Source organism: Dielma fastidiosa (assembly GCF_003475485.1).
In the GTDB taxonomy this organism is placed as follows: domain Bacteria; phylum Bacillota_I; class Bacilli_A; order Erysipelotrichales; family Erysipelotrichaceae; genus Dielma; species Dielma fastidiosa.
On record NZ_QRQL01000016.1, the window covers coordinates 1 to 12,816 of the forward strand.

Annotated in this window: 14 protein-coding genes; 10 read left to right on the forward strand and 4 right to left on the reverse strand. The window is 39.2% G+C overall.

Going from position 1 to position 12,816, the window contains the following annotated elements; translation table 11 throughout:
* The 3 genes from DWZ33_RS17730 to DWZ33_RS17745 all read left to right on the forward strand — a co-directional run.
* Positions 1–459 (forward strand): transketolase family protein (locus DWZ33_RS17730; protein ID WP_276330542.1); only part of this gene is annotated, 459 nt, incomplete at its 5' end.
* Positions 460–702: 243 nt separating this feature from the next.
* Entirely contained in the window at positions 703–1,143 is a 441-nt protein-coding gene (locus DWZ33_RS17735) for a hypothetical protein (protein ID WP_118456326.1), read from the forward strand.
* Between the two features lie 688 nt (positions 1,144–1,831).
* A complete protein-coding gene (locus DWZ33_RS17745; protein ID WP_118456330.1) occupies positions 1,832–2,140 on the forward strand; it encodes a hypothetical protein in 309 nt (102 codons plus the stop codon).
* 500 nt (positions 2,141–2,640) lie between these two features.
* Here DWZ33_RS17745 and DWZ33_RS17750 read toward each other — a convergent pair whose 3' ends face one another.
* Both DWZ33_RS17750 and add read right to left on the reverse strand, forming a co-directional pair.
* Positions 2,641–2,865, reverse strand: coding sequence for a hypothetical protein (locus DWZ33_RS17750; RefSeq protein WP_118456332.1), 225 nt, complete (start codon positions 2,863–2,865; stop codon positions 2,641–2,643).
* 382 nt (positions 2,866–3,247) lie between these two features.
* A complete protein-coding gene (gene add, locus DWZ33_RS17755) occupies positions 3,248–4,258 on the reverse strand; it encodes an adenosine deaminase (RefSeq protein WP_118456333.1) in 1,011 nt (336 codons plus the stop codon).
* 173 nt (positions 4,259–4,431) lie between these two features.
* On the opposite strand from add, the gene DWZ33_RS17760 reads away from it, so the two are divergent.
* The 7 genes from DWZ33_RS17760 (at position 4,432) to DWZ33_RS17790 (ending at position 10,225) form a co-directional block, all read left to right on the forward strand.
* Positions 4,432–5,268, forward strand: a complete 837-nt coding sequence (locus DWZ33_RS17760; protein WP_118456335.1) for a MurR/RpiR family transcriptional regulator — start codon at positions 4,432–4,434, stop codon at positions 5,266–5,268.
* Between the two features lie 92 nt (positions 5,269–5,360).
* The gene (locus DWZ33_RS17765) at positions 5,361–5,825 is read left to right on the forward strand and encodes a PTS sugar transporter subunit IIB (RefSeq protein ID WP_022938511.1); all 465 of its coding nucleotides are present in this window, start codon (positions 5,361–5,363) and stop codon (positions 5,823–5,825) included.
* 16 nt (positions 5,826–5,841) lie between these two features.
* Entirely contained in the window at positions 5,842–7,431 is a 1,590-nt protein-coding gene (locus tag DWZ33_RS17770; RefSeq protein WP_118456337.1) for a PTS system mannose/fructose/sorbose family transporter subunit IID, read from the forward strand.
* Positions 7,432–8,157 (forward strand): N-acetylmannosamine-6-phosphate 2-epimerase, encoded by a 726-nt coding sequence (locus tag DWZ33_RS17775; RefSeq protein ID WP_118456339.1) that lies wholly within the window; start codon positions 7,432–7,434, stop codon positions 8,155–8,157. It abuts the gene before it with no gap.
* The gene (gene murQ, locus DWZ33_RS17780) at positions 8,138–9,046 is read left to right on the forward strand and encodes an N-acetylmuramic acid 6-phosphate etherase (RefSeq protein WP_118456341.1); all 909 of its coding nucleotides are present in this window, start codon (positions 8,138–8,140) and stop codon (positions 9,044–9,046) included. Before DWZ33_RS17775 ends, murQ begins: the two co-directional genes overlap by 20 nt.
* A gap of 96 nt (positions 9,047–9,142) precedes the next feature.
* The gene (locus tag DWZ33_RS17785; protein ID WP_118456343.1) at positions 9,143–9,844 is read left to right on the forward strand and encodes an alpha/beta hydrolase; all 702 of its coding nucleotides are present in this window, start codon (positions 9,143–9,145) and stop codon (positions 9,842–9,844) included.
* Between the two features lie 24 nt (positions 9,845–9,868).
* The gene (locus DWZ33_RS17790) at positions 9,869–10,225 is read left to right on the forward strand and encodes a DUF6054 family protein (protein WP_118456344.1); all 357 of its coding nucleotides are present in this window, start codon (positions 9,869–9,871) and stop codon (positions 10,223–10,225) included.
* A gap of 106 nt (positions 10,226–10,331) precedes the next feature.
* Here the strand turns inward: DWZ33_RS17790 and DWZ33_RS17795 are convergent, their stop codons facing one another.
* Positions 10,332–12,032, reverse strand: coding sequence for a gluzincin family metallopeptidase (locus tag DWZ33_RS17795; RefSeq protein ID WP_118456346.1), 1,701 nt, complete (start codon positions 12,030–12,032; stop codon positions 10,332–10,334).
* 50 nt (positions 12,033–12,082) lie between these two features.
* Entirely contained in the window at positions 12,083–12,706 is a 624-nt protein-coding gene (locus DWZ33_RS17800) for a PTS sugar transporter subunit IIA (protein ID WP_022938503.1), read from the reverse strand.
* Positions 12,707–12,816 lie beyond the last annotated feature (110 nt).

Here is a 12,816-nt window from a genome sequence, read left to right on the forward strand (position 1 = left end):
CCATGTTATGTAAGACTGGGCCGCGGCGGTGTAGAAGATGTATTTGATGAGAACTATAAATTTGAGATGGGCAAGGGAGTTGTCTTAAAGAAGGGCAGCAAGGTAGCCTTGATCGCGACGGGTATGATGGTGCAGGAAGCATTGAAAGCAAGTGAAGAATTAAGCAAGGAAGGCATCGAGCCAACGGTTGTAAATATTCATACGATCAAACCGATCGATGAAGAGCTGATCGTTGAATTAGCGAAGAGCCATGATGTGCTGATCACCTGTGAAGAACATAACGTTGTCGGCGGCTTAGGCAGCGCGGTAGCGGAAGTGGCAGTGAAGCAGGTACCTGTGAAGATGGCAATGGTGGGCGTACAGGATACGTTTGGCGAAAGCGGCACACCAAAGGCACTGTGTGAAAAGTATGGCTTAGACGCAGCGGCAATCGTTAAGAAAGTTAAAGAAGTTTTATAATTACCATGGGACTATCGATCGATAGTCCTTTGTTTTGGCAGCAAATAGCTTTATAAATGGGGCTTGTTACAAAAAAGTGCGGATTGCTGATATTGATAAAATGTGTTAATATCAGATTAAAGAGGGGACTTATCTTATTTAAGAATGGAAATCAATGAATTAAATTACTTGTTAGCATATGTTAGAACAGCCCTTGAATGAATTATAGTGAAAAAGAAAGTAAAAAACTAAAGGAGATTAACAATGAAAATCGACAAGGTTCTGAAAAAGCTTTTACTGCTATTTGTATTGTTCTTATCTGCTGGTTGTCAGGCAAAACCAGAAAGCAGCTCTTATTTTCAATTAATCAGTTCGGATAATAAATTAATGAACCGCATTGATGACCCACAGAGTGTGATTGACTTGTTTGCACTCTTGGAATCTGCTGACATTGAGGAACAGGCAATTCGTTCTGATTATTACATTTGGCTGAAGTATATGAAGAATGATCAGGTAGAAGTTAGTTATCGGGTGAATATGCATATGAATATGGAGAAAGATGGCCCACAGGAAATACATCTTGTCTTTATTGATAATCAGACAAGTGGTAAAATTAATGTATTAGATAAATCACAAAAAGAAGTCATCAGTCAATTTTTTGAACTCATCGAGTTTGATCCAATTACTGATTATTACCAAAACTGAGAATGATAACAGCTTAAAAGTAAGCGTAATAAAAAAACAAGCAGCAAACCATAGAAAGGGTAAGCTGCCTGTTTTAGTATGGAATAAGTGTAAATATATGAGTGAAGACCTATCATCGCTGTTTCACAATAAATGTTGGAAAATGACAAAACTGCGGCATACAGCATATTTATCTGTTGATGCTTCTCAACAATGGAAATATTAAACTTTCAACTGTTGATAGGATTGATTTGCCGGAACTATTCAGTGAGTGATTATTTAACAGAAGAGTAATGAATTTATCATGATGGCGAGTGCTAACAAGTAAATCTTGTGTTATGATTAGAATATACAAGGGGGAATAACGATGAGGATCAAAACTATATTATCGATTAGTTTTAACGCATTGTGCTTTTTATTGCTGAATGGGTGTCAGTCAAAATCGGTAAGTGTTTCCTTTTTTAGTGCGCATACGAATTTGTTATCACGAATACTAAGTATCTTGATGGGTCTTGCTTTGATAAGCATTATAGAAAAAATCTACATAAAAGGTGATAAAAAGAAATTATTGATAACTATTGTTATTGCTGCTGTTCTGCTTATCTTACTTAATGTTTTCTGTTTCTAAATTCAGCTGTAAGACAGAAAGTGTGTGAAGAGATGATTGGTGAAGCATTTACAGATAAAAGGGTAGCAAAGGGAGAAAATTATGAAATGTCCTGTATGTCAGCATGAAATTAAAGGCAGATTTAATCATGTAATCAAGTGTCAGTCTTGCCAGAATAATTTCACGATAAAAATTCATAAATTAAGGTTTGTTTTGATTATGGTTTTGGTTTTGATGCTAAGCAGCATATGCGATGGTATATGCAAAGTGCTTAATCTGCCTTTCATTGTGCAATTAATTGTTCTTTGTTTATTTTTGGGCTTGTTTTTTTATATTTATAAATTAACAGATATGGATGCTTGGATTATGAGTGTTGAAAAGGCGGAGAATGAAAGGTTTCATTCTAAATAGTGAGTTTTGTTTAGGGTGTCATTAAATGCCGTTTGTTTTGAATCTTCTATATTATAAGAGAAGGATCAGTATGACTTTGAATGGCTGAATTATTGTTGGATTTGATAATTTATATCATCATAACGTGTTTAATTCTTGTGCTAATTTACGTTGCTAGTATAAGAAAAAGGCAGTCAAAATGATATAAAAATAGCCGATATTCAATTTTGAAGTAATAAAACTAGCTCATTTTTTTGCTTTGTTACAAAGAGGGCTTGCTTGCGGTATGATTATTTCTCTAATAGTATTGTAAAATAATATAGAGATTTAATAAAGCAGTGTCATTCATTTCGATAATGGTACTGCTTCTTATGCGTTTATAATACTTAAATATCATATCAGCTAATATTGCAGAAGCTGAAAGATATAGGACTGTTGACAAGTCGTTTATCTACAAAAGTTGGAAAAATGTCTAATTTATCAATTATAAGGTTGGAAAAATGTCATTATCCTATTTTTTGCTAACTTCCTGTACGTCTGAGCTTGTTTCCTGTATCGGTATTCAGCCGATAGAATGAATTAAGTACCGTTTCTTCCTTATCATTAGGTTCATAAGTAGAGTAGTAAGTACCATTCGTTAATGTTACTACAAGGGTTGGACAGATTGGTACTTCATAGCTTTCTATCGTTTCATCATTGAAAACTTGTATAAAGTATTTTTCATCCGCCTGCAATACCCATCCCATTTGGTGAGTGCTGCTCTTTTGTATCGGTGGTACTACAATCTTGTTTACCGCTATATCCGGTTCTGATTACAGCATTCCCTTCATTGAGTTTAACCAGCTGATTACCATTTGAGTATACAGCTAACAAATACAGTTTATCATTTAATTTTTGAAAGCCGCAACTAGTATATGAGTTTTGATGATGCCGCAGGAATTCCTTCTATTTTCCGACACTTCAATCCTTCAGCGGTAACACTGCATACTGGGGCATATTCATGCTATGCATTATGTAAAATTCGTTGTCACTAATCTGAGAAGTCATACCTAATTCACTAATCAATTCACTTACACCAATAAATATAAAAAGCAAGGAAGTTTGAAATCCTTGCTTTTTCAATGTTTATTAACGTGAAATCCCTTCAGCCGCCAGCTTTTCACGCAGCTTATGCTTGGTAGCTTCATCACAGAATGCCGCATCGACCGCGTTTAATGTGAATTGAATAAGATCATTAGTTGTAAAGCCAATGGCTCTTAATTGATTATGTTCATTCGCTAAACTTGTTTTAGAGAAATTCATATTATCCGTATTAACGGTAATTTTTACTCCCGCCTTAGCCATCTCTCGAATTGGATGGGCGGCATAATTCCGTTCCTCTTTTACATTAGATCCAACACATACTTCAGTGGGAATCTGTTTATCTGCCAGCTCTTTCAGCCATGCTTTATCCTGAACACAGTTGATACCGTGACCGATGCGCCATGCTCCCATTTTAATAGCTTCAGGTACATGTGAGCCTTCACCCATTTCACCGGCGTGAATTGTATAGGGAATGTTTAAGGCTCTTGCTTTTTCAAACAAAGGCGCGTAGTCCATGAATGGCCCTGTGTTTTCATAACCCGCCAAATCAAGGGCAATCCGCTCTCCCTGCTTATAAAACATATCAGTGGCGTCAATTGTATCAAAATTGAGCTTTTCATTAAATGCGGCGCAATCTCCCTTATGCATCATGCAGCAGATTAAGCCGCAGGTAATGTCAGGAAAATCTTTTTCAGCGGCATGAATGCCTTCAAGAACGGCTTCAATTGTTTCTGCCTGTGTCAATCCTTCAAGCATATGCTGCTGAGGGGCAAAACGTATTTCAGCATAAATCAATCCCTGATCGTTTAAGTCGCGGATTAATGTATAAGTACCATCACGCAAATCTTCCTTCGTCTGCAGTACGGCGATTGGAAAATCAAAGCGTTTAAAGCCTTCCTCACGAGTTTTAAAATTAGTGCGGTGCATTTGATCATAATATTGTTCAAAGGTGCATTCAGGTGCTACTACACCTCGTTTTACGGCTGTCTGCCAAGCCCAATGCATATTTAAAGAACCGTCAAGATGCAGATGCAGATCAATTTTTGCTGTATTCATAATAGTTAATCTCCTTTACTGAATATTTAAACTATATAATTACTATACCATTCAGCCTTTGCTTAGACAAGATGAATCCACTGCCGTCTAAGTTATAACTCATAATCTCAATGGATAAATTAATGCTTGCCTGATGAAACGATATTTCGTATGATTGAAGCAGAGGTGAAATAATGAGCGTATTAATTAAATTAAGAGATTTTGCTAATTTACCGGAAGCTGAACAGGAAGTTAAAAATTTTATATTAAAATATCCTAAGCGGGTACTGGAAATGACAACAGCTGAAATTGCTCAGGAGACTTACACATCAAGCGCTACGGTTGTTCGTTTATGCAAGCGCATCGGGGTTGGCGGTTTTAATAAGCTGAAGCTTTTGATCGCAAAGGAAAATGAAGTGTTTGATAATATGAATCTAGAGATATTAGATACCACAACGATTAATAAAAATGACACTGAGCATGAAATCATTGATAAAATTACAAACATTGATTTAAAATCGATTGAGGAAACCCGAGTGCTTGTTGATATTCATCAGCTGCATGAGGTAGTGGAATTAATCAGAAAGGCTTACATTCTCGATTTCTTTGGTGTTGGTTCTTCCCATGTTGTCGCATTGGATGCCACTTATAAATTCATGCGGGTAGGTAAGAATATCGCTAACTATGCGCTGTATGACCGGCAGTATGTGCAGGCGGTCAATGCTGATGCTGACCATTTAGGGATTATCTTCTCTTATTCAGGGGAAACCAAGGAAATGGTGGAAATCGCTAAGATTTTGCGTCAGAAGGGAATCAAGGTAGTTGCTGTTACATGCAGCATTGGCAGCTCATTATCCAAAGCATCTGATTATAATCTGACAGTCAGCAGCAAGGAAACAATTTTTAGAAGCGGTGCGATGTCATCCCGTATTTCGTCACTTTATATCGTGGATCTGCTTTATGCACTTTACTGCCGCGCTGATTATGAGCGGGCGTCAGAAATGATTAATAAAACTAGAATCGGCGGTTAATATTTCATAATATGAAATGACATTTCATATTGCCTGTAATTAATTGACATTATATTTCGTATATTTTAAGATGATAGCAAGGAGGCAGAAAGATGATAACAGTTGCCAGAATTGATGAAAGAATGATTCACGGACAGGTAGCCTATGCGTGGCCGGTAGCTTATAAAAGCGATGCTATTTTAGCTGTCGATGATGAAATTGCCAAGGATGCATTTCAGAAATCGCTGCTTGAAATGGCGGCTCCTAAAAGCATGCGCTGCTTTGTGCTGACGATTGCAAAGGCGGTTGAATTTTTAGCCAAGTATCAAAATAAAAAAATCTTTATTGTTGCGAAAAGTCCCGCGACATATTTAGAAATGATTAAGCTTGGCGCCGTGATTCCAGAGATTAATGTAGGGGGTATTTATTTTGCGGAGGGACGCTCACAGATCAGTAAAACAGTCTATGTTGATGATGCGATGATTGATGTATTTAAGCAATTGCACGCATTGAATGTTAAGCTGGAAGTAAGAGCTACACCTTCTGACACATCACAGGATTTAATGTCATTACTTTAGAAAGGGGTAATTTATAATGGGAATTACAACAGCATTGTTGCTGAGTGTTTTTATTGCACTTATTATTACTGAAAATTATGGTTATGGTTATTGGATGATTTCCAGACCGATCTTTGCAGGGCCGATGATTGGTTTGATAATGGGCGATCTGCCAACCGGTTTAATTGTCGGCGGCAGTGTTGAATTGATGTATATGGGTATCCTGCCGATCGGCGGCAGTGTTCCGCCTAATGCGCAGATTGCTGGTATGCTGTCTACGGTATTCGCGATTACCAACGGCGGTAATCCGGAGGTTGGTATTGCCTTGGCGCTGCCGATTGGTTTATTGGCTCAGCTGTTGATTATGTTTGCTTGGAATATTAATATATTGCTGATGCACAGAGCGGATAAGTATCTGGCGGACGGCAATATCAGACAGGTTGAACTCACACATCTTTCAGGGCTGGTAATTTTCTTCTTTGTATTCTTCATTCCGACCTTCCTGGCAATTCATTTTGGTTCGGATTTTGTAAACAATGTCGTTAATGCGATGCCGCCGTTATTGACTGATGGCTTGAAGATAGCTTCCGGTATTCTGCCGGCAGTAGGTATGGCTATGCTGCTGAAAATGATGAATATGAAGAAATATTGGCCATTCTTCATGATTGGCTTTGTATTAGCGATTTATCTTGGCTTGAATGTTTTAGCAATATCATTAATTGCCTTTGGCGTCGCGGCAGCAATCTACATCATGCGCAGGGACAACAAGCAAAATGATGAATTTGGTTTTGATGATGAGGAAGTAATGCCTGTTGAAAATGAAGCCGGCTTGCTGACTGATAAAGAATTGAAACAGACCTTCTTCCGTTCATTCTTCTCAATGACGAGTATCAACTATGAACGTTACTGCAGTCTAGGCTTCTGTTATGCCATGATTCCAGCATTAAAGAAATTATATACAGATCCTGATGAGCTAAAGGCTGCATTGCTGCGTCAGAATGAATTCTTTAACTGTCATCCATATACAGGAAATGCCGTATTAGGTGTGACATTGGCTTTAGAAGAACAGCGGGCAATGGGCAAACCAATCAGCGCAGAAGCTATTTCATCGACAAAGGCGGCATTGATGGGCCCGCTCTCCGGCATCGGTGATTCAATCTTCAAAGCAACTTTTATGACAATCTTTGCGGCTATCGGCGCCGGGCTGGCATTAGACGGCAATGCTTTTGGTCCAATTCTCTTTATTGTACCTAATGTTTTGCTGAATGTGTTATCCCGCTGGTATTTCATTAAATATGGTCATAAGCTGGGAACTAATATTGTCAGCAAGATGAAACAAAGCAGTCTGCTGGACAGCTTTGTAGAAGGCTCTACCATTGTTGGTATGATGGTTGTCGGCGCAATGATCAACGGCTTTGTTAAGCTGAATGTAGCTTATGCATGGACATTTGGTGAAAAGGAAATTATCGTACAGAGTTTAATTGATTCACTGATTCCATCATTGCTGCCATTATTGCTGGTACTTGGTTTCTATACGATTTTAAATAAGAATAAAAAAGGCATGTATATTTGTGTAGTATTAAGTTTTGTATTGGGTATTGTGGGAAAGGCGATAGGTTTATTCTAAATGGAAAAAGAAGCATTATTAAAACAAATTAAAGGACGATTGATCGTATCGTGTCAGGCCCGTGTCGGCTGGGCAATGTATGGGGCGGAAATCATGGCTTGTTTTGCGGCGGCGGCGGCTGAGGGCGGTGCTGCAGGTATTCGGGCGAATGGTGTTGACAGCATCTTGGCAATCAAAAAGAAAGTGGATCTGCCGCTGATTGGCTTGAATAAAGAATGGATAACCGGTTATCCGGTCTATCTTACACCAACCTATGCGCATGCGAAAGCAATTCTTGATGCCGGGGTTGACGTCTTGGCGATGGATGCGACGGATCGTCTGCGCCCTAATGGTGAAACAGCGGCCAGTATTTTGAAACAGATTCGTGAGCATTATCCCAACGCATTAGTAATGGGTGAAATTTCAACGCTTGAAGAGGCGAAGAATATCTTGGATATGGACTTTGATTTTATATCGACGACACTGAGCGGTTATACGAAAGAAAGTGAAGATGTTAAATCGGTGAATCTTGAGTTAATCAAAAATATTCATGCCATTACCGATATTCCAATTATTGCGGAGGGCAAGATTAAAACCGAGGATGAAGCTGTACAGACGCTGGCCGCCGGTGCGTTTGCGGTAGTTGTAGGGACTTCAATCACTCGTCCGGAAATTATAACCAAACGTTATGTTGACAGTATTACGAAATATCATGAAGGAGAGCATTATGAAGATACAGTTAGATAAGCTGATGACAGAGCAGCAAAATCCCGATACAATGTCCATTGATCGGATGAATAGCTTTGAGATCGTGAAGGCGATCAATAATGAAGATAAAAAGATTGCTTTAGCGGTTGAAAAGGAGCTGGCATCGATTGCTGAACTTGTTGATGCCTGCGCTGAACGGTTATCAAAGGGCGGCCGTATTCTCTATACAGGTGCCGGCACCAGCGGCCGCTTAGGCATTCTTGATGCCAGTGAGTGTCCGCCAACCTATGGCGTCAGTGATCAATTGGTACAGGGACTGATTGCCGGCGGCCTTGAGGCAATATTCAAATCTAAGGAAAATGCGGAAGATGACCGCGAAGCCGGCATTGAGGATCTTAAAAGCATCAATCTATGTGAGAAAGACGTTGTTATTGGTCTAGCTGCCAGCGGCCGTACCCCTTATGTAGCCGCCGGTCTTGAATATGCCAATTCCATCAATGCTTATACAGGATCGATCAGCTGTGTTAAAAACAGTGAAATCGGCAAAATTGCCAAAACAGCGATTGATGTTGAAACCGGCCCTGAGGTGGTTACTGGCTCAACAAGAATGAAAGCCGGTACCGCGCAGAAAATGGTGCTGAATATGATATCGACAGGCACCATGATTCGGCTTGGCAAGGTGTTTAATAATCTGATGGTGGATATTCAGCCAACAAATGCTAAATTAATTGAACGTTCAAAACGCATCTTAATGCTGGCTACCGGCTGCGACTATTCCCGTGCCGAAACATTGATTGAGACAAGCAATCATGATGTAAAGGCGGCAATCTGTATGGAATTGTCAGGTCTGTCATTGGATGAATGCCAAAAATTGCTGGCTGAAAATGGCGGCAATATCTCTGAATTACTGCATCAGCTGCAGAAATAAAACAAGAGGAGATCATCAGATCTCCTCTTTTATGTTGAATTTGTAATTTGCATATCATTATATTAATATGGTAAAGTAATTACATAGGAGTAAGCGATGAAAAAACAAAAAATTAAAATTAAGGGGATACCGTCAATAATCTGGGGTGAAGCAAGTGAATTCTGTGTACTGGCAGTTCATGGCAGTATGTCACACAAAGAGGATCGTATCATTGAAATATTAGCAGCAGCGGCAGGCAGCAAGGGCTGGCAGGTATTAAGCTTTGATTTGCCTCAACATGGTGAACGCCAAGGAAGTGATGCTTTATGTAAGCCGCAGGATTGTGCAGCTGATCTAAAGGAAATCATGGCTTATGCCCAAACACACTGGCAGCAGGTTCAGCTTTTCGCGGTGAGCTTAGGGGCTTATTTTTCCTTGCTCGCTTATCCTGATGAAGCGCTGAAGCAGGCTTTATTTCTGTCACCGGTAGTAAATATGCAGCATCTGCTTGCTGATATGATGCAGGCCGCCGGCGTTGACAGCGATAATTTAAAACAGCGTCAAATCATTCCGTTGGATAACGGGCAGACATTATATTGGGATGTTTATACATATGTGAATGAGCATCCAATTCATACCTGGCCGCATCCCACAATGATTCTTTATGCTGGGCATGATTATCTTGTCAATAAAGCAGATATTCTGTCATTTCACCAAAAATTTCCTGGGAAATTGACTGTTTATGCCGAAGGCGAACATTTCTTTCATACGCCAAAACAGCTGCAAAAGGCGGCTGATTGGCTGTCTGAGATGCTTTAATAATAGGATAAAAGGAGGGATTTAATGGCCAAGTATGCGGTAATGATTCATGGCGATTTCGATGAGTTTAATGATTATCTTGCGAGATCAATTGCCGGCAGCAGTCTGTCTGCCAGTAAAGAGGACAGCCATGAATTTATCTGTCCCAATATGCGCTGCAAGGTACAGGTTTTTGAGCGATACAGCGCTTTTGGTTCTAATCGAGTCAGTATGAATGTAACCGTAGTGGGTATCGGCAATGAGCTGCAGATTGCCGGAATTACGGCAGGCGGCAGTCAGGGTGTATTGTTTAAATTTAATACCGTGGGAGAGGAGAATTTCCTTTATAAGCTGAAAAATGCGGTTGAGGATTATAAAAAATTATATGAAAAAAATTATTAAACCAATTCAGCCGGTAAAAATAAAAAAACCGCCGGTATTGCCAAAGGATGAGAATAAACAGAAGCAAACAAGAAAGGATACCCAATGATTCGGATATCCTTTTCTTTTATTTAAGCTTTATTTCTTTAGCTAAGGTATCGGCAATTTCATCGACAATATCACTGCTGAAAGGATTACTCATGCCGGCTTGTGACAGGGCATCAAGATAATCAACATTTAAAGTGAAGTGAGAAAGCTTCTGATAAGTATCTAAAGCTTTGCTGCGGTCAATGACAGCATCACGCCAGATTTCAAGAGCGCTGATTGCCGAGGTCGCATAACTGATATAATAAAAAGGTGTTTCAAAATGATGATGGATTTCGATCCATTCATAATAGACTGGATAACCATAATATTGTTCATAAAGATCACCATGCAGCTGATTGATTTCATCAAGGGTCATGTCAGGATTTTCATAAACACGCTGCTGAAATTCATCTTCAACACAGCCCTGAAGTACAGAATTAACCAAATTTTGAAGTAAATCGATTTTCATCAGTTCAGCATTTTTGCCATACATTTCTTCATAGCTTTCCATCATCAATACTTCTAAGCCCTGTGAATGAACCTCCGCAAGATCAAGATTATTGCCATCATTCCATATTGATTCATGCATCAGATAGAAATTGTTGTAATGACCGAATTCATGAAAGAGCGTTGAAGCGTCACGATATGCCGAAGTATTAATAAACATGTAAGGGCCATATCCATTTAATATGGTTGAATAACCCGCCTGCATCATTGAAGGCTGATTATCAAGAATATAAGTATTAGATGCCAGCATGAAATTTAAAGCTTCCTGCATTTCCTTTGGAAACTCTGCCTGCAGACGTTCATAAAGATAAGGAATGCTGTCTTCAATCATAACGGTAATATCCGCTTTCGCGTCACTGATATCATAATAATATTGATCATCAATAGCGGCATATAATTTTGATAATGAGGCTTTTACTTTATCGGCAAAAGCGGCAGCATCTTCTTTTGTGAAATCACGGCCTAAAAGATCATAAGCATAATCGGTATAGCTTTCATAACCAAGCGTATGGGCAATTTCCATGCGCACCTGAATCAATTCGCGGTATAGCTCACCAAGAACCTTGTTTTTCTGTTCATAGATTGCATAGTAAGGTTCACTGACATTGGAATCTGTAAAGTCAAGATCATTAAGGCCTACTGTTTTACCTTTATATTCAGTTGTATAATCCGCAACCAACGCTTTGCTGTACTGCTGAATCAGCTCTGTTTCTTTTTCAGACAGCGCTTCAATTGCCGGTGAATTTAATTTGCTGTTAATCTCATAACGTTTAATGAATTCTTCACCCCAGCGTTCGGTAAAGGCATCTTTATACTCTGATGCAAGGATTTCGCCGGTGAGGGTATTCATGCGGTTATCAAATTTTGTATAGAAATTATCAAGCGTATTGACTTCACCCTCATAATATTCATCACTGAGATCCATATCACTTTTAATGCTGGCCAATGTATCCATAACTTCTAATTCTTTGCATTTAGCCATGATTTCATCGTAAAGGGCAAGCAGCTCCTGTTCTTTGCCGGTTTGTGCACACAGCGCTAAGCCTTGATCAAGCAGGGCGTTGATAGCATCTAAATCAGGTCTTTCGTAAGTAAAATCATTAAAGCGGAAGGAGACTGATTCACTGTCGATGATGGGCTCTGGCGGCGCTGTTGGAGCAGGGGCTGACTGACAGCCGCTCAATAGCATGAGGCTGAGACTTAATGCGGTAATAAATCCTTTTTTTAAGTTCATGAGTTTCCCTTTCTTATGCCTGCTGCAAGTCATTTAAGACTGGCTGATAATTAGGCAAGCTGGATAGTTGCAGCTTCTTCTTTAGCTTGGTGGTCACCTTCCATGAGGGTTAGCTCAGAATATTTATCATTGGTGAAAATAACCATCACAGCCATGTCATAACCTTTAGCTTTTAAGGCTTCTAGATCAATACCAATAATCGGATCACCGGCTTTAACCGTATCATTAATTGCTGCCAGACGTTTAAAGCCTTCGCCTTTTTCGTTGACGGTATCAATGCCGATGTGGACTAATACCTCAAGACCATTTGACATTGTTAGACCAAAGGCATGGTTTGTATCAAAAATCATGCTGATCTTTCCGCTCACTGGTGAATAAATCGTGTTACCTGTCGGTATGACGGCGAATCCATCACCCATCATTTTCTGGGCGAAGACTGGATCGCTCACTTCTGTGATTGGTACTACTTTACCATCAGCGCATGTCAATACGGATGTTTTTGCTTTTTTAAATAGATTGAATTTCATATAATTGTTTCCTTTCTTCCCAATATCTATTATTATACCATTTTTATTATAAAATAAAGAATGATTATTAAAAGGATAAATTAAATGAATTGCATAAAAGAACGAAATTTGTTGTGTGATAAAACAAAAATTAAACAGCTTTATCATTTAACTCATGCTTAGTAAATGATATAATACTGGCAGACGGAGGTAATAGGTATGAACTATCAAGAGCATGCAAGAAACATCCGAAAGAATATCGTAAAAATGGTAACAGA

Excerpts from the sequence above, each read along its gene's own strand:
- DWZ33_RS17750 (WP_118456332.1), bottom strand. The coding sequence starts at position 2,865 with ATGGGATGGGTATTGCAGGCGGATGAAAAATACTTTATACAAGTTTTC.
- DWZ33_RS17800 (WP_022938503.1), bottom strand. The coding sequence starts at position 12,706 with ATGATAAAGCTGTTTAATTTTTGTTTTATCACACAACAAATTTCGTTC.
- DWZ33_RS17760 (WP_118456335.1), top strand. The coding sequence starts at position 4,432 with ATGAGCGTATTAATTAAATTAAGAGATTTTGCTAATTTACCGGAAGCT.
- DWZ33_RS17790 (WP_118456344.1), top strand. The coding sequence starts at position 9,869 with ATGGCCAAGTATGCGGTAATGATTCATGGCGATTTCGATGAGTTTAAT.
- DWZ33_RS17775 (WP_118456339.1), top strand. The coding sequence starts at position 7,432 with ATGGAAAAAGAAGCATTATTAAAACAAATTAAAGGACGATTGATCGTA.
- murQ (WP_118456341.1), top strand. The coding sequence starts at position 8,138 with ATGAAGATACAGTTAGATAAGCTGATGACAGAGCAGCAAAATCCCGAT.
- DWZ33_RS17770 (WP_118456337.1), top strand. The coding sequence starts at position 5,842 with ATGGGAATTACAACAGCATTGTTGCTGAGTGTTTTTATTGCACTTATT.
- DWZ33_RS17745 (WP_118456330.1), top strand. The coding sequence starts at position 1,832 with ATGAAATGTCCTGTATGTCAGCATGAAATTAAAGGCAGATTTAATCAT.
- add (WP_118456333.1), bottom strand. The coding sequence starts at position 4,258 with ATGAATACAGCAAAAATTGATCTGCATCTGCATCTTGACGGTTCTTTA.
- DWZ33_RS17765 (WP_022938511.1), top strand. The coding sequence starts at position 5,361 with ATGATAACAGTTGCCAGAATTGATGAAAGAATGATTCACGGACAGGTA.
- DWZ33_RS17735 (WP_118456326.1), top strand. The coding sequence starts at position 703 with ATGAAAATCGACAAGGTTCTGAAAAAGCTTTTACTGCTATTTGTATTG.
- DWZ33_RS17785 (WP_118456343.1), top strand. The coding sequence starts at position 9,143 with ATGAAAAAACAAAAAATTAAAATTAAGGGGATACCGTCAATAATCTGG.
- DWZ33_RS17795 (WP_118456346.1), bottom strand. The coding sequence starts at position 12,032 with ATGAACTTAAAAAAAGGATTTATTACCGCATTAAGTCTCAGCCTCATG.